The following is an 18,289-nucleotide window of genomic DNA, read 5'->3' on the forward strand; positions in this document are numbered from 1 at the left end:
CACACCCGAGGTCTCTCACCCATGTCCGAAACCTGCGTCGTCGCTTCCGGCCTGTCCTTCTCCTGGCCGGACGACACCCCCGTGTTCGACGGCCTGTCCTTCACCGTCCCGAGCGGCCGCACCGGGCTCGTCGCGCCCAACGGCGCCGGCAAGTCGACCCTGCTCAAGCTGATCGCGGGCGTGCTGCGGCCGGCCGCGGGCAGCGTCACCGTGGACGGCGTGCTCGGCTACCTGCCCCAGGACCTGCCGCTGACCGGCGAGCCGACCGTCGCCGAGGTCCTCGGCGTGGCGCCCGTCCTGCGCGCCCTGGCCGCGGTCGAGTCCGGCGACGTCGCCGAAGAGCACTTCACCACCATCGGCAACGACTGGGACGTCGAGGAGCGCACCCGCGCCCAGCTCGACCGGCTGGGGTTGGGCGACCTCGCCCTGGACCGCCGCCTGCACACGCTCAGCGGCGGCCAGGTCGTCTCCCTCGGCCTGGCCGCGCAACTGCTCAAGCGGCCGGACGTGCTGCTGCTCGACGAGCCGACCAACAACCTCGACCTCGACGCGCGGCACCAGCTCTACGCCGTGCTGGACGACTGGCACGGCTGCCTCCTCGTGGTCAGCCACGACCGCGCGCTGCTCGACCGCGTGGACCGCATCGCCGAGATCGAGGGCGGCGAGGTCCGCTTCTACGGCGGGAACTTCACCGAGTACGAACGCGCGGTCGAGGCGGCGCGCGAGGTCGCCGAGAAGAACATCCGCACCGTCGAGCAGGAGCTCAAGCGGGAGAAGCGGGAGATGCAGCAGGCCCGCGAACGCGCCGCCCGCCGGGCGGGCAACGCGGCGCGCAACCTCGGCAGCGCGGGGCTGCCCAGGATCTTCGCCGGGACCATGAAGCGCAACGCGCAGGAGTCGGCGGGCAAGGCGAGCGGCACGCACGCGGCACGGGTCGGCGCGGCCAAGGCCAGGCTGGACGAGGCCGAGCGGGCGTTGCGGGACGAGCAGCAGATCGCCCTGGAGCTGCCGCAGACCGCCGTGCCCGCCGGGCGGACGCTGTTCCTGGGCGAACGCCTGCGCGCGGCCCTCGGCGGCCGGGAGCTGTTCGCGGGTGAGGGCGCCGACCTGGCGATCCGCGGCCCCGAGCGGATCGCGCTCACGGGGCCCAACGGCGCCGGCAAGTCCACCCTGCTGCGGATCGTCCACGGCGATCTCGAACCCGACAGCGGCGAGGTCAAGCGGGCCGATGGCCGGATCGCCTACCTGTCGCAGCGCCTCGACCTGCTCGACGGCGACCTCACCGTCGCCGGGAACCTGGCGGAGTTCGCACCGGCGATGCCGCCCGCCGAGCGGATGAACCTGCTCGCGCGCTTCCTGTTCCGGGGCGCGCGGGCCCACCTCCCCGTCGGCGTCCTGTCCGGCGGTGAACGGCTGCGCGCCACGCTGGCGTGCGTGCTGTTCGCCGACCCGGCACCGCAACTGCTGCTGCTCGACGAGCCCACGAACAACCTCGACCTGCTCAGCACCGCCCGGCTGGAACGCGCGCTCAACGCCTACCAGGGCGCGTTCGTCGTGGTCAGCCACGACGAATGCTTCCTGGCCGAGATCGGCATCGACCGCAGGCTGCGGCTGGAGCACGGCCGGCTGCTGGAGGCGGCCACGAGCTGACCGCCGTCGAGCCAGGTCGTCGAACCGGGCCCGCGGGCTCCACGGCGGATCGTGGACGGCTCCGGCGCGGCCGGCGAGCGGACCTCGACCGCGGTGTCGTCCTCGCGGGCGAACTGCCGCGGCCCGGCGTGCCGATCGAGGCCACGCACGAGCCGGCGAAGGCCACGTCGAGCACCGCCGGTCCGACGCCGAGGATGCGGCCCGGCACGGTGTCGGTGGCGTGCGCGCCCGGCGGCGTCGCGATCTGACCGCTCATGCGCAGCGGACGGCCCCCGGTGCGGCGGTGACCGGGTCCGCGCCGGACGATCCTGGAACGCACGGTCAACGGCCGGCCGGGGTTGATCGCCCAACGGGACGGTGTCACCGTGTCGGTCCAGGCGGTCGAGGTCGTGGGCGACCGGATCACGCGCATCCGGGCCGTGCGCAACCCGGACGAGCTCACGTCTGGGCGGCGACCCGACCCGCGTGTTCACAACTCGTTGTTCAGTGCGCCGCGAACGAACCTGAACACCCGCTCGCCCGCTTGACTCGGCACCGATGAGCCCGTGCCGCGCACACCGCCCGCGGCACGGGCTCTTCCCGACGGCGGGGAGGGGCTTCGATGAGCGGGAACGAGGAGCGGTACGGCGCGGGCCGGACGTACGACCGGTCGTTCGGCGCGCCCGTCATCGGTCCGGTGATGTACACCGGCGCCTACCCGAACCTGGCCCGCACCGGCGACCAGGTGGCGGTGTCGCTGTCGCTGTTCGGCGACCGGGACGGCAACGTGGGCTACTCCAGGACCACGTCGGCGCGCACGGCGCTGTACCGCGACGGCGAGCTGGTGGGCGAGAACGACAGCACCGGGCACGGGGTGTTCGCGGTGCCGCCGGGTCCGGCGCTGTTCCGGGCGCGGGCCGAGGTGACGCGCGCGCCGGAGGTCTCGGACTTCAGCACGCGCATCGAGGTGGACTGGGCGTTCCGCTCGGACACGACCACGCGCGAACGTCGGCTGCCGATGTCGGTGGTGCGGTTCACCCCGGGACTGGACCACACGGGCAGCACGCCCGCGTACCGGCCGCTGACCGTGCCGCTGGTGGTGGACCGGCAGCGCGGCGTGGACAACCCGCCGCTGCGCCACTTCCGCGTGGACGTGTCCTACGACGACGGTGCAAGCTGGGCGAGCCTGCCGGTGTTCGGCCGGGCGGCGCTGGTGGGCAACCGGGCCGGGACGGGCACGTTCGTGTCGCTGCGGGTGCGGGCCGACGACGGCCGCGACCGGGAGCTGCGCCAGACCGTGATCCGCGCCTACCGGCTCGCCTGACGGGTCGGCGGGAGGCACCCCGACACCTGCACGGGCACCGCGCCGTCACGAGCACAGGGGTCGTTGCGGCATCCCGGGGAAGTGCGCGGCCCAGTCCACCGCGACCAGGTCGGCGCACACGTCGCGGATCACGCGGTCGAGGTCGACCGCGAGCCGCCACAGCGATCCCCGCGTCTCCACCATCAGCAGCTCGCCCCGCTCGTAGCGGACCGAGCTGAACTCCACCCCCGGCGCGCGCAACGACAACGCCTCCCCGCTCCGCAGGTCCCACAGCCACACCGAGTCCCGGTACGTCGCGGTGACCGCCGTGCCGTCGCGGGCGAACTCGACGACGGCCCGTTCCGGGATCGCGTCCGCGTCCAGCAGCACGTCGGTCCCGCGCAGCACGGTGAGGTGCCCGGCGTCCAGGTCGGAGACCGCGAGCAGGCCTCCGGGGCCGGTCGTCAGCCCCACCCGGCCGGTGCGGCTGAGCACCGGGGTGGCACGTCCGTCCAGCGACCACACCTCCACGTGCCGCCGGTCGCCGTCACGGCGCGTCAGCGCCACGCCGGTGCCGTCGTCCAGCGGCATGGCGATCTCGACGCCGGCGACCGGCAGTCGGGTCCGGGTCGTCCCGCCGGGGTGCCAGTGGACCGCGACGCCGTCCTCGACCGCGGTGAGCAGGGTGCCCGCCGCGTCGATGCCCTGGGGGAACGGCCAGCCGGTCAGGGTGGTGGCGCGGCGCGGCGCGTCGGGGTCGCGCAGGTCCCACACGGCGAACTCGTCGGGCCGCAGGACCGCGACCGCGGTGCTCCCGTCGGCGCTGATCAGGTTCAGGAAACCGTTGGGCGGCACCGTCACCACCCCTGCCCGCCGCCGATCCGGGCCGACCCAGAGGCGGTAGTCGAGCCCCGAGAGCGCCGGGTCCGAGTTGATCTCGTGGGTCACGGCGACGTGGCCCGGGACGCGCGTGTAACCCTGGCCCAGGGTGCTGGCGGTGCCCGCGGCACGGGTGAGCAGCAGCGCGTCCCGGGCTTGTGCCGTCGGTGCGACGCGGTACGCGGCCAGGGCCAGCGCCGCCGCCTCGCGCGGACGGGTCAGCAGGTCGAGCGCGGCGTCGGCGGCGCGCAGCGACAGCGCCTGGTTGCGCTCGCGGGTCGCGGCGCGCTGGGCCGTGACCGCGTAGACGGCGGTGGAGGCGAGCAGCAGGGCGAGCGCGGCGAGGCAGGCGACGAGCCGCCGCAACCGGCGCACGCCCCGCAGGCGCTGCGCCTCCCGCTCCCGTTCGGCGGCCAGGCCCGCGTCGACGAACTCGCGTTCGGCCTCGTTGAGCCGGGGCGCCAGGCGGTGTGCCTGGTCGAGGTGGACGCCGCGGTACAGGGCGTCGGGGTCGCGGCCGTGCGCGCGCCAGGCCTCGGCGGCGGCGGTGAGCCTGCGGTGGGCGCGCAGCGCGTCGCGGTCCTCGTCCAGCCAGGCCACGAGCCTCGGCCACGCGCTCAGCAGCGCCTCGTGGGTCAGCTCGACGGTGTCGCGGTCGACGGTGACCAGCCTGGCCGCGGCGAGCCGGTCGAGGAGCGCGTCGCTCACGTCGAGTTCGGCGCGGGTGACGCGGCGGCGGGTGTCCTCGGTGCCGTCACCGGGGGCGACCAGGCGCTGGAACACCTGCCGCGCCGCGTGCCGGTCGGGCTCGGGGAGCGAGTCGTAGACCTGCTCGGCGGTGCGGGCCAGGGCGTGCTCCACGCCCCCCGCGTCCTCGTACGCCGCCACGGTGAGGACCGCGCCACGGCGGCGGCGCCACGTCTCGACCAGCACGTGCGAGGCGAGGGGCAGCGCGCCCGGCCGACCGGCGACGTCCGAGATCAGCCGTGCCACCAGGGCGTTCTCCAGCGACGCTCCGCGGCGGGCGGCGGGCTCGACGACCGCGCGGCGCAACTGCTCGGCGGTCATCGGCCCGACGAGCGCCTGCGAGCGGTGCAGCGCGTCGAGCAGTTCGGGGTGGCGTGCGCAGTGGCCGTAGAAGTCGGCGCGCACGCCGATCACGACGCGGGCGGCACCGGCGGCGTGGGTGAGCGCCCGCACGAGCCACGAGCGGTCGTCCTCCCCGCACAGGGTGAAGACCTCCTCGAACTGGTCCACCACCAGCAGCAGGTCGTCACCGGACCGGCGCAACAGCACGCGCAGGTGCTCGGGGTCGGCGGCGAGCTCGGCGCGGACCTCGACCGCGGACCGGCCGTCGGCCAGCGCCGCCGCCAGCTCGGTGATCGGGTCGGCGCCGGGCGTGACGACCAGGTGCTCGCCCCACCGCGCCGCCAGACCCGCGCGCAACAGCGACGACTTGCCCGCGCCGGACGCGCCGAACACCCCGACGAACGGCCGTTCCCGCACCAGGGTCAGCAACCGGCCCACCTCGGCCTCGCGGCCGAAGAACCGGTCGGCGTCCGTGACGCGGTAGGCCGCCAGCCCCACGTACGGCGCGTCGCCGTCCTCCGGGCCCTCGGCGGCCAGTTCGCGCCAGCGGGCCGTCCACTCCTCGACGTCCCCGCCGCACGCGCGGACGAACGCCCTGGTCACGGCCAGGCTGGGTAACCTGCGCCCGGCCACCGCCTCGGACAGCGCGGCGGGCGAGTAGTTGGCCAGGCGGCCCAGCTCGCGGTAGGACGGCAGTCCGGCGACGTGCCGCAGGCGCCTCAGGTCGCCGGCGAACTTCCGCACCGGTGTGTCCTCCTCGACCAGCGGACGTTCCAGACGCGGCACCCCGGTTCCCCCTCTCGACACCCTCGATTCTCCCGGTGCCGACCGCCGGACGACGGCGGCCGTACGGAGCAGGGCGGTACGGCACGCGGCCGCCGGGTCGCGCGGCACGCCGGACCCATTTCGAATGACCTCCGGTTACCCGGTAAAACCATTAACCGGACCGCCACGTTCATCCACGTGAACAATTGCGGGTATTCAAGAATATGAATCTTCTTGCTGGTCGGACAACCGCTGCGCTACGTTTCGGGACGTTCCCGGATGGACGTCGGACATTGGTGCCGACCGGTCCGATCCGGGAACGACTTCCCGATTGTTCCCGCTCGCGAGGAGGCGAGGCATGGGCCTGCGCGCTCGCGGGTTCACAGTCGGAGGTGCGTGCACGACCGCTTCGCCGATCCCGGCGGACCGCGGACCGGCGGCGCCGTCACGCCGACCGCCCTCCGCCACCAGCCGCGGCCCTGCCAGGCCGTTCCCGCCGTGGTCACCGCCGGCGCGGGCCAACCCGAGAAGTCGGAAGTGGAGTTGTCATGACGGTTCGACCCCCGTCCACGCGGTCCTCGGGGCCGCGGGGCGCCCGTTGGCGCCTGAGCCTGCTCGCGGCCGCGGGCGCCACGGCGTTGGCCGCCGGCCTGCTCGCCTGGCCGGGCGCCACGCCCGCCGACGCCGCGGTCGGCGCGGGCACCTACGCGGTCAAGAACGCGGGCAGCGGCCACTGCCTCGCCGTGCCCGCGAGCGGTGCGCAACTCCAGCAGGCGTCCTGCGCCGACACCGGCAGCCAGAAGTGGACCCTCACCGCGGTCAGCGGCGGGTTCCGGATCACGTCCGTCTCCAGTGGACTGTGCGTGGGCGTGCAGGACGCGTCCACCAGCGCCGGCAAGGCGATCCAGCAGCAGGCGTGCAGCGGTGCGGCGAGCCAGACCTGGTCGTTGACCGCGAGCGGCAGCAACCACCGCGTGGTCAACGCCAACGGCGGCAAGTGCGTGAACACCAAGGACAACTCCACCGCCGCGGGCGCGCTCGTGCAGACGAACTCGTGCGACAGCGTCGCCACCAAGCAGTGGACGTTCACCCCGACCAACGGTGGGCCCACGAGCACGACCACCACGACGACGACCACCACCACCACCACCGACACCACGACGACCACGACGACCACGACGACCACGACCAACCCGCCCGCCGGAACGCTGTACGCGGCACCCAGCGGCCGTGACGGCGCGACCGGCACCCAGTCCGACCCGACCACGCTCACGTCGGCCATCTCCCGGATCACCCAGGGCGGCACGATCTTCCTGCGCGGTGGCACCTACTCGTTCTCGCAGACCGTCACCATCCCGCAGGGCAACAACGGCACCGCCGGCGCCCTCAAGAAGCTCTACGCGCAGCCGGGCGAGACGCCGGTGCTGGACTTCTCCGCGCAGGCGGAGGACCCGGCCAACCGCGGCCTCGCGGTGAACGGCGACTACTGGCACGTCAAAGGGCTCGTGGTCGAGCGGGCCGGCGACAACGGCATCTTCATCGGCGGCAGCAACAACATCTTCGAGCGGACCGTGACGCGGTTCAACCGCGACACCGGCCTCCAGCTGTCCCGGATGCTGTCGACCACGCCGAAGGACCGGTGGCCGGCGAACAACCTGATCCTGAGCGCCGAGTCGCACGACAACGCCGACTCCGACGGCGAGGACGCCGACGGGTTCGCCGCGAAGCTGACCTCCGGGCCGGGCAACGTGTTCCGCTACGCGGTGGCGCACAACAACATCGACGACGGCTGGGACCTCTACACCAAGACCGACACCGGCCCGATCGGCGCGGTCACCATCGAGGACTCGCTGGCCTACGAGAACGGCACGCTCAGCAACGGCGGCCAGGCGGGCAACGGTGACCGCAACGGGTACAAGCTCGGCGGTGAGGACATCGGCGTGAACCACGTCATCCGCCGCAACATCGCCTACGACAACGGCAAGCACGGCTTCACCTACAACCGCAACCTCGGCTCGATGACCGTGTCGAACAACATCGGCATCGACAACGCCGAGCGCAACTTCACCTTCGACGGCGGCTCGTCGGTCTTCGGCTACAACACCTCGTGCCGCAGCGGCAGCGGCACGAACGACAAGGTCGTCGGCAGCGTCGACAGCACCAACCAGTTCTGGTCCGGCACGAACGGCTCCCGCTGCGCCTCCCACACCGGCGCCCTGGCGTGGTCGTACGCCTCCGACGGCCGCCTGGCCGTCACGTTCGGCGGCAAGCCCGTGACGCCGTAACCCGAGCCCGGGGCCGGGCGGGCGCAACGTGGCGCCCGTCCGGCCCCGTTCCACGCGTCGACCCTAGGGGTGCATCCGAGCGCCCTTGAGCACCTTGTCCACCGCGTTGCGCGGGCCGTGCACGCCGAGGCCGACCAGGTCGAGGGCGTCGCGCGGCACGGCGCGCACGGCGGCGCGGTTGTCCGCGTCGTTGCCCGTGGCGAACAGGTCGGCGGTGAACACCGCCACCGGCAGCCCGCGTCCGACGGCTCGGGCGTGCGCGGTGGTCAGCACCTCCTTGCCGCCCGCCAGCACGAGCACGGGCTGACCCAGCATCGGCAGGTACCGCGTGCCGTCCGCGTCCTCGTACGGCGCGCCGACCGCCTCCGGCACGGCCGCGGTGAGGCCACTGGACAGGAAAGCGGTCACGTTCAACGCCTGCCACGGCGCCAGGTCGTCGCGGAGCAGGACGGCGAACTTCGTCTCGAATCGTTCCACCCCGACACCGTCGCCGGTGCGGGCGGGCGGCGTCTTGTACGTTCTTGACGTGGGCCCCGACATCGCCGCGTGGCGGCCCGCGGTGCCGGGCATCGTGGAGGTGCTGCACGCGCGCTTCACCGACCACGCCTACCCAGCGCACACGCACGACGCGTGGACGCTGCTGCTGGTCGACACCGGCACCGTGACCTACGGCCTGGACCACCGGGAGCACGGCGCGCCGCCCGCGTCGGTCACGTTGCTCCCGCCGCACGTCCCGCACGACGGCCGCAACGCGACCGCCGAGGGGTTCCGCAAGCGGGTGCTCTACCTGGACACGTCGGTCCTGGGCACCGACCTGGTCGGCGCGGCGGTCGACCACCCGGCGTTCGCCGACCCGGCGCTGCGGTCCCGGGTGCACCGGCTGCACGGCGTGCTGCACGGCGGCGACGAGTGGGAGGCCGAGTCCCGGCTGGCCCTCGTCCGGGACCGGCTGCGCGCCCACCTGACCCGCCGCCCGCCCCCGCCGGCGACCGCCGAACCGAACCTGGCCCACGCGTTGCGGGACCTGCTCGACGCCCACGTGACGGACACCCTGACCCTGGCGGACGCCGCGACCCGCCTGTCCGCCGCCCCGGAACGCCTGGTCCGCACCTTCACCCGCGAGTTCGGCCTGCCACCCCACCGCTACCTGACGGGCCGCCGCGTCGACCTGGCCCGTCGCCTCCTGCTCGACGGCCTGCCACCGGCCCTGGTCGCCCCGGCCGCCGGCTTCTACGACCAGTCCCACCTGACCCGCCACTTCCGCCGCATGCTGGGCACCGCACCGGGTGCTTACGCCCGTTCCGGCCCTTCCCGCGCGTCGCGCCGTCCCTGACGCGCGCGACGGCACGACCGACGACCACACCGCCCGATCGGGCGATGTCAGGCACTGCGGCGGCTGCGTACATTGCGACGCGGACGTGACTTCCTCACTGCGGGAGTAGCCATGAGGAAAATCTTCAACAGGCGGCAGGTGCTCGTCGCGGTGGGAGCGGTGCTCCTCGGCTCCGCGCCGGCGGTCGCCGGGACCGGTGACGTGGTGGTGGACGCGCTGCGCCGGATGAGCCTGGAGGAGAAGGTCGGCCAGCTGTTCGTGACCTACGCCTACGGGGCGACGGTCGACGCGTCCGACCCCGCCTCGGTGGCCGCGAACCGCCGTCAGCACGGCGTGGACAACGCCCGGCAGCTCATCGGGAAGTACCACCTCGGCGGTGTCGTCTACTTCGCCTGGTCGGGCAACACCGCGAACCCGGCACAGGTCGCGGAGCTGTCCAACGGCATCCAGCGGGTCTCCGCGGTCCCCGCCCTGATCAGCACCGACCAGGAGCACGGCGTGGTGTCGCGGATCGGGGCGCCGGCCACGCTGTTCCCCGGCAACATGGCGCTCGGCGCCGCCCGCGACCCGGGGTCGGCCGCCACCGCGGCCCGCATCGCCGGACGGGAGCTGCGGGCGATGGGGGTGAACCAGGACTTCGCACCGGTCGCCGACGTGAACGTCAACGCGCTCAACCCGGTGATCGGCGTCCGGTCGTTCGCCGAGGACCCGGAGCTGACGGCCCGGCTGGTCGAAGCGCAGGTGCGCGGCTACGAGCAGGGTGGCGTCTCGGCCACCGCGAAGCACTTCCCCGGGCACGGCGACACCGCCGTGGACAGCCACACCGGCCTGCCGGTGATCGGCCACAGCCGCGAGGAGTGGGAACGGCTCGACGCGCCGCCGTTCCAGCGCGCGATAGCGGCCGGCGTCGACTCGATCATGACCGCGCACATCGTCGTGCCCGCGCTCGACCCGGCCGGCGACCCGGCCACCCTGTCCCGGCCGATCATCACCGGCATCCTGCGCGACCGGCTCGGCTACGACGGCGTGGTGATCACCGACTCGCTCGGCATGGCCGGCGTCCGGCAGAAGTACGGCGACGACCGCGTGCCCGTGCTGGCGCTGAAGGCGGGCGTCGACCAGTTGCTCATGCCGCCGAACATCGACCTCGCCTACCACGCGGTGCTGAAGGCCGTGCACGACGGCGAGCTCACCGAGCGCCGCATCGACCAGTCGGTCCGCCGGATCCTGCGCATGAAGGCCGAGCGGGGGCTGTTCGGCGGGCAGTTCGCCGACCCGGCCAGGCTGCCCGAGGTCGTCGGCACCGCGCGGCACGGGCAGGCCGCGCAGGAGATCACCGACCGCACCACGACGCTCGTGCGCAACGCGCTGCTGCCCCTGCGCACGCCGCCGGCCTCGGTCTTCGCCACCGGCTGGGGCACGACCGCGGACCCGGTGCCGCACCGGCTCGCCACCGCCGTCGGCCGCCGTTCGACGACGGCGAGCGCCCTGGTCACGGGCGCGAACCCGAACCAGGCGACGATCGAGCAGGCCGTCGCGGGCGCGCAAGCCGCCGAGCTGACGGTCGTCGCGACCAACAAGGCCTGGACCGACGTCGGGCAGCAGAACCTGGTGCGGGCGCTGCTGGCCACCGGGAAACCGGTCGTCGTCATCGCGGTCCGCGACCCGTACGACATCGCGTACTTCCCGCAGGCGCAGACCTACCTCGCGACCTACTCCTACACCGAGGTCTCGGTGGAGTCGGCGGTGCGGGTGCTGTACGGGGAGAACGTCCCGGTCGGGAAGCTGCCCGTGACGATCCCGGTCGCGGGTGATCCGTCGACCGCGCTGCACCCGTTCGGCCACGGCCTGACCTGGGAGGGGTGACCGGTGCGCCGACTGCTGACCGCCGTCCTGTGCGGGCTGCTCGTGGCGAGCCCGACCGCGGCGGCCGAACCCGCCGCCCCGACCGTGCCCCTGGCGGTGATGTCGTACAACATCCACACCGGCATCGGCGTGGACGGCCGGCTCGACCTGGCCCGGGTGGCGGCCGACATCACCGCGTCGGGCGCGGACGTGGTGGGGTTGCAGGAGGTGGACGTCCACTGGATGGCCCGCAGCGACTGGCGCGACCAGGCGGCGGACCTGGCGGCCGCGGTCGGCATGCACGTCTACTTCGCGCCCATCTACGACCTGGACCCGGCCGAACCGGGCGCGCCGCGCCGGCAGTACGGCGTGGCGGTGCTCAGCCGTCACCCGATCGTGGCGGCGGAGAACCACTGGATCACCCGGCTGTCCACGCAGACGCCGAACCCGACGCCCGCACCCGCTCCGGGGTTCCCCGAGGTGGTGCTGAACGTGCGCGGCGAGCGCGTGCACGTCTACAACACGCACCTGGACTACCGCGCCGACCCGGCGGTGCGCCGGGCGCAGGTCGCCGACATGCTGGCCGTCCTCGCCGAGGACCGGGGCGCGCCGCGGGTGCTGCTCGGCGACTTCAACGCGCCACCGGACGCCCCCGAGCTCGCTCCGCTGTGGACGGAACTGCTCGACGCGTGGGCGTTGACGAACGGTTCGGCCCCCGGCCCGACCTACCCGGCGTCGGCGCCGGTCAAGCGGATCGACTACGTCGCCGCCGGCTACCCGGCCCGGGTGCGGGCGACGCGGGTGGTCACGACCGGTGCGTCGGACCACCTGCCGGTGCTGGCCGAACTGGTCGTCGCCCGCCGGCCGGGCTCCCCGTGGGACGGACCGCTGCCCGACCAACGCCTCCGCCACGGCACGGCACGGCAGGCCGGGCTGGCCGCCGAGCACGTCGACCGGCTCGTGCCCGACCTGGAAGCGGGCGTGCTGGCGTCACCGCAGGCGTTCCCGGGCGGTGTGGTGCTGGTCGCGCGCAACGGCGTCATCGCACGGCACGCGGCGGTCGGGGACGCCTTGCGCTACGGGCCGGACGGCGCGGAACTGCCGCCCGACCGCCGGATCCCGATGCGCGAGGACACCATCTTCGACGTGGCGTCGCTCTCGAAGCTGTTCACCACCGTCGTGGCCATGGCGCTGGTGGAGCGCGGCCTGATCGACCTGGACGCCCCCGCCGCCGGCTACCTGCCCGAGTTCGGCCGCAACGGCAAGCAGGACGTCACGCTCCGGCAGTTGCTGACCCACACCTCCGGGCTGCCGGCCGGGCTGGCGCTCGGCTCGTACCCGACGGTCGAGCAGCGGCTGGCCGCGGTCTACGCGGTGGCGCTCCGGTCGTCACCCGGGACGCGGTACGTCTACTCCGACCTCAGCCTCATCGTGGTCGGCAAGGTGCTGGAACGCGTCACGGGCCGGTCGTTGCCCGACCTCGTGGCCGCGGAGGTCACCGGGCCGCTCGGGCTGCGCGACACCGGGTACAACCCGCCGGCCGAGCTGCGGCCGCGGATCGCGCCGACCCAGTACGTCGGCGGCACCCGCGGCCTGATCTGGGGCCAGGTGCACGACTCGACCTCGTGGTACCTGGGCGGCACGGCCGGGCACGCCGGCGTGTTCTCCACCGCGCGCGACCTCGCCGTGTTCGCCCAGATGCTGCTCAACGGCGGCCGGTACGGCGATCGGCGCGTCCTGCGCGAGGACAGCGTCCGGGCGATGACGACGAACTGGAACACGGCCATCCCGGGCGCGGACCGCGGCCTCGGCCTGGACGTGAACAAGCCCGCGTTCATGGGCATGCTCACCACGCCCCACACCGTCGGGCACACCGGCTACACCGGGACGTCCCTGGTGGTCGAGCCGGGCAGCCGGTCGTTCGTGCTGCTGCTGACCAACCGGGTGCACCCGACCGCGGCCGGCCCGGCGACCAACCCCTACCGGCGGGCCGTGGCCGACGACCTGGCGCGGGCCGTCCTGGAACGCTGACCGCCGCGCCCAGGTCCCGCCGCGCTCAGGTCCCGCCGTCGAGGATGTCGTTGACGAACCGCTCGGCGAAGTCGCGGAGCTTGACGTTCTCGCGCTGGGACCGGTCCACGAGCATCGCGAACGCCTCGTCCGCGCTCACCCGGTGCACCGCCATGACCACGCCCTTCGCCTGGTCGATGACGGCGCGCGAGGTCAACGCGTGCCGGAGCTGGTCGACCTGCTCGCGAGCGCGCAGGTAGCGGCGGGCGTTGCGCAACGCACCCTCCGCGGCCGTGCAGTACAGCTCCAGCAGCGCCGCGTCGAGCGCCCGGAAGCCGTCCGGACGTCGGCTGTAGAGGTTGAGCGAGCCGGGCGTGTCCTCGTCGACGTACAGCGGCGCGGACAGGAACCCGGCGACGTCGAAGTCCCCGGTCCCCGCGGCGAAGTCGGGCCACCGGTCCGGCAGTTCGGCCACGACCGCGTGCACGACCTGCCCCGTCCGGGCGGCGTGCAAGCACGGCCCTTCACCCGTCCGGTACTGCACGAGGTCGATCTCCAGTGCCTCCCGCCGGGTCGCCGCGCCGGTCACCGGACCGGTCTCGGACACCAGCGTGACGCTGACCATGTCGGCGCCGGGCACGGCGTGCGCGGCTTGGTCGCAGATCCGGTCGAGGATGACCGCCAGGTCCTCCTCGCGGTCGAGGACCTCGGTCAACCCCGCCAACGCGCCGGTGACCACGTCCAGCCGCCGGACCAGCGTTCCGGCGACGCGGTCACCCGTCGCGACCCGCTGCCCGCCACCCATCACCCGCCTCCTCGTCCGTGCCGCCCACCGCCTGCCCCGGTGGACGCGTCGAGGCCGCCGCGCCCGTCCCGGTCGCGTGGCCGTGTGGAACAGGGTTGCCCGTCGGCCGCGAAACCACACCGCGACGGCCGACATCACACCGCGTGACCGCACCGCCGAACCACCGCGCGGGCACCGGAATACCACCTCCGGGTGAGTGCGAATCCCGCAACCGGCGGGTGGTTCCACCGTGCCGTCGCGGGTACTCGACCCTTACGTCAAGCAGTCGGCGACCCGCAGCCCGCGTCGGTCGGGACGGCCACCGGGCTTCGAACCCACTGGACTCCGCCATGGACAGCACACCCCGACCCGGGCACGGTGCGATCGTCACCTACCTCAACCCGGACGTGCACGACCCGGCCGCCTTCCTGTGCGGCATCGTCGTCGGCGCCCACGTGGTCGACCCGAAGACCGACCACGCGTGGGTCCCGGTCCTGCTGCCCGACGGCACGCTGTCGGTGCTGGACAGCAGGCACATCATCGAAGTGCGCGCGTCCGACGAACCGTGACGGGAAGCCGCGCGCTGCGCCGGCCGGACGTGCGCCGAAGCCCGACCCCCGGCACCTGAGCGGGAGGTCGGGCTTCGGCGGGTGATCGGCGCTACGCCGCGCAGAACTCGTTGCCCTCGGGATCCCGCATGATCCACCAGTGCCCGACCGGCCCCTGGTCGTGCTCGCGGACGCGGGTCGCGCCCAGGCCTTCCAGTCGGGCCACGAGTCCCTCCAGGCCGTCGGGCCCGCTGTGGATGTCGATGTGCAGGCGGTTCTTGCCGGACTTGGCCTCGGGCACGTCCTGGAACAGCACCCGCCGGCCACGCCCGACGCCGCTGACCGGGTCGAACGGGTCGTCCGGGTGGCGGATGCCGGCGTAACCGCGGAAGTTCTTGCGCCCGTTGTGCTCCACGACCGCTTCCCTGGGGAGGCGACCGGCGGCCAGCAACTGCTCGATGAGCGCGCTGGGGTCCTCCACCTCGTACTCCAGGGCGGCGGCCCAGAAGTCCGCGAGCGCGGGCGCGTTGTTGCTGTCGATGACCAACTTCCAGCTCATTGCCATGTAACCGGTTATATCGGTTACATGGCGTTCGGCGCAAGCGCGCCTGATCCGACCCCGCGGGGGCGCCGGCGCGTTGATGCCGGTCGCGGGCGAGGTGGGCAGCGCGGCGAGCCGCTTGCCGACCGGTCGCCGATAGGCTGCGCGGGCATGACCGCGGCACTGCTGATCGTCGACATGCAGGAGATGGTGGTCCCGCTCGTCTGGCGGGGCGAAGAGCTGGCCGACCGCATCGCCGCGTTGGCGCGCGAAGCCCGGCGGCACGGTGCGCCGGTGATCGCGTTGCGGCAGGTCGGGCCCGCCGGCACGGAGTTCGACCCGGAGCGGCCGGGAACGCGGATCAGCACCCGCCTCGGCCTCGATCCGACCGACCTGGTGGTGCCCAAGGCGGCGACCGACGCGTTCTACCGCACCGACCTCGCGGCGCTGCTCGCCGCACGGGACGTGGACACCGTCGTGCTGACCGGGCTGGCCACCGACTACTGCGTGGACGCGACCGCGCGGTCGGCGTTGAGCCACGGGCTGGACGTGGTGCTGGTGCGCGACGGCCACTCCCCCGCCGCCGACGGCGACCCCGTGGCGGGACTGACCGCCGAACAGGTCGTCGAGCGGCACAACCGGCTGCTCAGCACGGCCGTGCACCCCGGCGGGACGGTGCGCCTCGTCGCGGCGGCGGAGGTGGTCTTCGGGCGGTGAGGCGGCAGGCCGGTCCGGGCGTCACCCGGACCGGCCCGGTGCGTCAGCCGCTGACGGAGGCCGAGAAGTTGTTGACCGCCAGGCCGACGCCGCCGTTCCACGGCTCGAAACCGGCCTGGATGCTGGTCAGGTACCAGGACGTGGTGATCGCGCCGCGGTTGCGGACGTCGTTGACGAAGTCCATGACGTTGAACGACCACGACGTGATCGGCGACGGCGCCACGTAGGAGATCACGTTGTTCGCGCCGTTGCTGCCGCGCCAGACCTGCCAGCTGCGGCCGCCGATGGTGGTGTTGCCGACGGCGCTGCCGATCGGCTGGATCGAGCCCTGCCGGTTGAACCAGATCATGATCTCCATCTGGTTGACCCCGTTGGTCTTCGGCGTCGGGTCGAGCCAGATGTCGTAGGAGGCGTTGTACGTGCCGCCCACGTAGGTGTAGCTGATCGAGGACGACGCGCTGCGGATCCGGCTGACCTGCATCGGCAGGTTGGACCCCGGCGAGCAGTTGGTGTAGTGGCAGCCGAGGAACACCGACGGGTACGACAGCGGTGCGCCGTTGGTCGGCGCCGAGCCCTGCTGCTGCGTGAGCCGGAACCCGGTCGAGGTGACGTTGATGCACTGGGTGGCCGACGTGCCCCAGCGGTTGTTCTGGACCACGTAGCGGCCCTGGATGGTGGTCGAGCCGTACTGCTCGCAGATGGTGGTGTCGGCCTGGGCCGGCCCGGCTGCGGCGACGACCGCGGTGGCGGCCATCAACCCGGCCAGCACGAGGGCGCGGACGGTCTTTCGCATGGAACTCCTTCCGAAGGGTCCACGACGGCGGGGATCTCCTGGGAGCGCTCCCAGAGTAACCCGGAAGACCTTCGGGCGCATTACGTCACACCGGGGACAAAGCGGCGCGCGGACGTCAGGCGAGCCCCTGGGGGAACGCGAGGACGCGGTCCGGGTCGTAGCGGCGGGCGACGCGGCGCAGGCGCGGCAGGTTGCGGCCGTAGTACGCGGTCGGCCAGTCCGGCATGTCCGGGTCGATGTAGTTGACGTAGCCGGTGCCGTGCCCGATGGCGTCACGCAGGTCGGCCATCATGCGACGGGCCTCGGCCTCGCTGACGCCGACCACGTCGACGTAGGCCTGGGCGCTGGCGATGGCGTCGCGGTGCGGGAACGCGGTGGCGTCCGGCCGCACCCGCGCGATGGCTCCGCCGAACGTGTCGAACTGCGCCCGCCCGGTGCGCGCGCCCTCCAGCAGGGCGACGACCGGCGCCGGGTCGATCGGCCGGTGCAGCATCCGGGAGGACGCCACGAACGGCGAGCCGTCGTCCGGTCGGCACGCGGGCAGGCAGCCGGCGAAGTACCGCATCGCGCTGCCGTAGTCCATCGACCGGACCGTGCGACCGACGGGCGCGACCTTCGCGGCGAGCCGGTCGAGCAGCCGGTCCAGCTCCCGCGGCGGCCCGATCCAGCTACCGCCGACGCCGGTCGACGGCGGGCTGCCCGCGCCCACGTTGCACGCGGACCACAGACCGTCCGGGGTGCCGGGCACCCACTCCTGCCACGCGCCGAGCACGTCGGCCGCCGCGCCCGCCGGGAACGTCAGCCCGAACACGGTCACGTCGGGCGCGGGCGCGGTGTCGAACGTGAACGACGTGACGACGCCGAAGTTGCCGCCGCCACCGCCGCGCAGCGCCCAGAACAGGTCCGGCTCGGTGTGCGCGTCGACCCGGTGCGGCCCGCTGCCCGGCGGCACGATCCGCGCGCCCAGCAGGTGGTCGCACGTGAGGCCGTAGGCGCGCCCGACGACGCTGATCCCGCCGCCCAGCGCGAGACCGCCGATGCCGACCGTCGGGCACGACCCGGCGGGCAGCAACCGGCCCGCGCGCGCCAGCTCGTCGTACAGGTCGATCATCCGGACGCCCGCGCCCACCCGGACCCGGCCGCGGTCGTCCACCCGGATGGCGTCCAGCGCGGCCAGGTCGATGACGAGGCCGTGCTCGGGCACCGAGTACCCGGCGTAGCTGTGCCCGCCGCTGCGCGCCGCGACCGGGATCCGTTCCCGGGCGGCGAACTCCAGGCACCGCGCGACGTCGGACTCGTCCGCGCACAACGCCACGGCCGCGGGCCTGCGGTGCGCGTACACCGTGTTGTACGGCCGGCGCACGGTGTCGTAGACATCGTCCCCGGGCAGGACCAGCCTGCCGGTGAGCGCCCGGCGCAGCCGGTCCCAATCGCGCTCCGCCGCGCCCAGCGCGACGAGTCCGGTGGCTTGCATGAAGGTTCTGCGACCGAATTCCATGAGCACTACCCCCGCCCCATGGTCCCCCCGGTCGGGTGGCGCGCCACTCCACCGAACGGGTGGGGTGTCACGTTGCGGCGGCGAACTGGTCGGCGGGCTCGGGCCCGGCGGCGACGGCCGCGGTGGTGTTCGTGGTGGGCGCACCCGCGTTGTGGAGCCGTGATCGGCTCGTGGCCGGGCACGCGCGCACTGGCCACGTCGCTGCTCGTCCTGGGCGCGGGAGCCGGGTCGGCGCTCGCGGCCCCGACGCCGATGGTCGTCCCCGGTTCC

At 73.7% G+C, this 18,289-nt stretch carries 14 protein-coding genes; 8 read left to right on the forward strand and 6 right to left on the reverse strand.

Going from position 1 to position 18,289, the window contains the following annotated elements; genetic code table 11:
* Window positions 1-21 precede the first annotated feature (21 nt).
* Together FHX81_RS05525 and FHX81_RS05535 are read left to right on the forward strand one after the other, a co-directional pair.
* The gene (locus FHX81_RS05525; RefSeq protein ID WP_141975667.1) at window positions 22-1,650 is read left to right on the forward strand and encodes an ABC-F family ATP-binding cassette domain-containing protein; all 1,629 of its coding nucleotides are present in this window, start codon (window positions 22-24) and stop codon (window positions 1,648-1,650) included.
* A 601-nt stretch (window positions 1,651-2,251) separates the two neighbouring features.
* Window positions 2,252-2,953, forward strand: coding sequence for a hypothetical protein (locus FHX81_RS05535; protein WP_141975680.1), 702 nt, complete (start codon window positions 2,252-2,254; stop codon window positions 2,951-2,953).
* A 45-nt stretch (window positions 2,954-2,998) separates the two neighbouring features.
* Here FHX81_RS05535 and FHX81_RS05540 read toward each other — a convergent pair whose 3' ends face one another.
* Window positions 2,999-5,686 (reverse strand): nSTAND1 domain-containing NTPase, encoded by a 2,688-nt coding sequence (locus FHX81_RS05540; RefSeq protein ID WP_141975682.1) that lies wholly within the window; start codon window positions 5,684-5,686, stop codon window positions 2,999-3,001.
* 527 nt (window positions 5,687-6,213) lie between these two features.
* Between FHX81_RS05540 and FHX81_RS05545 the strand changes: the two genes are divergently transcribed.
* Window positions 6,214-7,950 (forward strand): RICIN domain-containing protein, encoded by a 1,737-nt coding sequence (locus FHX81_RS05545; protein ID WP_141975684.1) that lies wholly within the window; start codon window positions 6,214-6,216, stop codon window positions 7,948-7,950.
* Window positions 7,951-8,013: 63 nt separating this feature from the next.
* Here the strand turns inward: FHX81_RS05545 and FHX81_RS05550 are convergent, their stop codons facing one another.
* Window positions 8,014-8,427, reverse strand: a complete 414-nt coding sequence (locus tag FHX81_RS05550) for a DUF2000 domain-containing protein (protein ID WP_246107646.1) — start codon at window positions 8,425-8,427, stop codon at window positions 8,014-8,016.
* A 49-nt stretch (window positions 8,428-8,476) separates the two neighbouring features.
* Here FHX81_RS05550 and FHX81_RS05555 point away from each other — a divergent pair, with 49 nt between their 5' ends.
* The 3 genes from FHX81_RS05555 to FHX81_RS42800 all read left to right on the forward strand — a co-directional run bounded on the left by FHX81_RS05555 (window position 8,477) and on the right by FHX81_RS42800 (window position 13,159).
* Window positions 8,477-9,283 carry an AraC family transcriptional regulator gene (locus tag FHX81_RS05555; RefSeq protein WP_141975688.1) on the forward strand — a complete coding sequence of 269 codons (807 nt, stop codon included), beginning with the start codon at window positions 8,477-8,479 and terminating at the stop codon, window positions 9,281-9,283.
* A 111-nt stretch (window positions 9,284-9,394) separates the two neighbouring features.
* Entirely contained in the window at window positions 9,395-11,149 is a 1,755-nt protein-coding gene (locus FHX81_RS05560) for a glycoside hydrolase family 3 protein (protein ID WP_141975690.1), read from the forward strand.
* 3 nt (window positions 11,150-11,152) lie between these two features.
* Entirely contained in the window at window positions 11,153-13,159 is a 2,007-nt protein-coding gene (locus tag FHX81_RS42800) for a serine hydrolase (protein WP_141975692.1), read from the forward strand.
* A 25-nt stretch (window positions 13,160-13,184) separates the two neighbouring features.
* Here the strand turns inward: FHX81_RS42800 and FHX81_RS05570 are convergent, their stop codons facing one another.
* Window positions 13,185-13,943: a GAF and ANTAR domain-containing protein gene (locus FHX81_RS05570; protein WP_141975694.1), complete on the reverse strand. Its 759-nt coding sequence runs from the start codon at window positions 13,941-13,943 to the stop codon at window positions 13,185-13,187.
* A gap of 329 nt (window positions 13,944-14,272) precedes the next feature.
* Here FHX81_RS05570 and FHX81_RS05575 point away from each other — a divergent pair, with 329 nt between their 5' ends.
* Window positions 14,273-14,491: a hypothetical protein gene (locus tag FHX81_RS05575; RefSeq protein WP_141975696.1), complete on the forward strand. Its 219-nt coding sequence runs from the start codon at window positions 14,273-14,275 to the stop codon at window positions 14,489-14,491.
* A gap of 91 nt (window positions 14,492-14,582) precedes the next feature.
* On the opposite strand, the gene FHX81_RS05580 is transcribed toward FHX81_RS05575, so the two are convergent.
* Complete coding sequence (locus FHX81_RS05580; RefSeq protein ID WP_141975698.1) at window positions 14,583-15,035, reverse strand: VOC family protein; 453 nt, start codon at window positions 15,033-15,035, stop codon at window positions 14,583-14,585.
* 147 nt (window positions 15,036-15,182) lie between these two features.
* Between FHX81_RS05580 and FHX81_RS05585 the strand changes: the two genes are divergently transcribed.
* On the forward strand, window positions 15,183-15,728 hold the full coding sequence (locus FHX81_RS05585; protein ID WP_141975700.1) for a cysteine hydrolase family protein: 546 nt from the start codon (window positions 15,183-15,185) through the stop codon (window positions 15,726-15,728).
* 43 nt (window positions 15,729-15,771) lie between these two features.
* Here FHX81_RS05585 and FHX81_RS05590 read toward each other — a convergent pair whose 3' ends face one another.
* Window positions 15,772-16,521: a GH12 family glycosyl hydrolase domain-containing protein gene (locus FHX81_RS05590; RefSeq protein WP_141975702.1), complete on the reverse strand. Its 750-nt coding sequence runs from the start codon at window positions 16,519-16,521 to the stop codon at window positions 15,772-15,774.
* A gap of 115 nt (window positions 16,522-16,636) precedes the next feature.
* Complete coding sequence (locus FHX81_RS05595; protein ID WP_246107647.1) at window positions 16,637-17,995, reverse strand: FAD-binding oxidoreductase; 1,359 nt, start codon at window positions 17,993-17,995, stop codon at window positions 16,637-16,639.
* Window positions 17,996-18,289: the final 294 nt, after the last annotated feature.

The organism is Saccharothrix saharensis (assembly GCF_006716745.1).
Taxonomy (GTDB): domain Bacteria; phylum Actinomycetota; class Actinomycetes; order Mycobacteriales; family Pseudonocardiaceae; genus Actinosynnema; species Actinosynnema saharense.

What these genes read in the sequence shown, in the direction of transcription:
- FHX81_RS05595 (WP_246107647.1), bottom strand. Translation starts at nt 17,995, where the DNA reads ATGCAAGCCACCGGACTCGTCGCGCTGGGCGCGGCGGAGCGCGATTGG.
- FHX81_RS05560 (WP_141975690.1), top strand. Translation starts at nt 9,395, where the DNA reads ATGAGGAAAATCTTCAACAGGCGGCAGGTGCTCGTCGCGGTGGGAGCG.
- FHX81_RS05545 (WP_141975684.1), top strand. Translation starts at nt 6,214, where the DNA reads ATGACGGTTCGACCCCCGTCCACGCGGTCCTCGGGGCCGCGGGGCGCC.
- FHX81_RS05585 (WP_141975700.1), top strand. Translation starts at nt 15,183, where the DNA reads ATGACCGCGGCACTGCTGATCGTCGACATGCAGGAGATGGTGGTCCCG.
- FHX81_RS05535 (WP_141975680.1), top strand. Translation starts at nt 2,252, where the DNA reads ATGAGCGGGAACGAGGAGCGGTACGGCGCGGGCCGGACGTACGACCGG.
- FHX81_RS05525 (WP_141975667.1), top strand. Translation starts at nt 22, where the DNA reads ATGTCCGAAACCTGCGTCGTCGCTTCCGGCCTGTCCTTCTCCTGGCCG.
- FHX81_RS05570 (WP_141975694.1), bottom strand. Translation starts at nt 13,943, where the DNA reads ATGGGTGGCGGGCAGCGGGTCGCGACGGGTGACCGCGTCGCCGGAACG.
- FHX81_RS05590 (WP_141975702.1), bottom strand. Translation starts at nt 16,521, where the DNA reads ATGCGAAAGACCGTCCGCGCCCTCGTGCTGGCCGGGTTGATGGCCGCC.
- FHX81_RS05580 (WP_141975698.1), bottom strand. Translation starts at nt 15,035, where the DNA reads ATGGCAATGAGCTGGAAGTTGGTCATCGACAGCAACAACGCGCCCGCG.
- FHX81_RS05575 (WP_141975696.1), top strand. Translation starts at nt 14,273, where the DNA reads ATGGACAGCACACCCCGACCCGGGCACGGTGCGATCGTCACCTACCTC.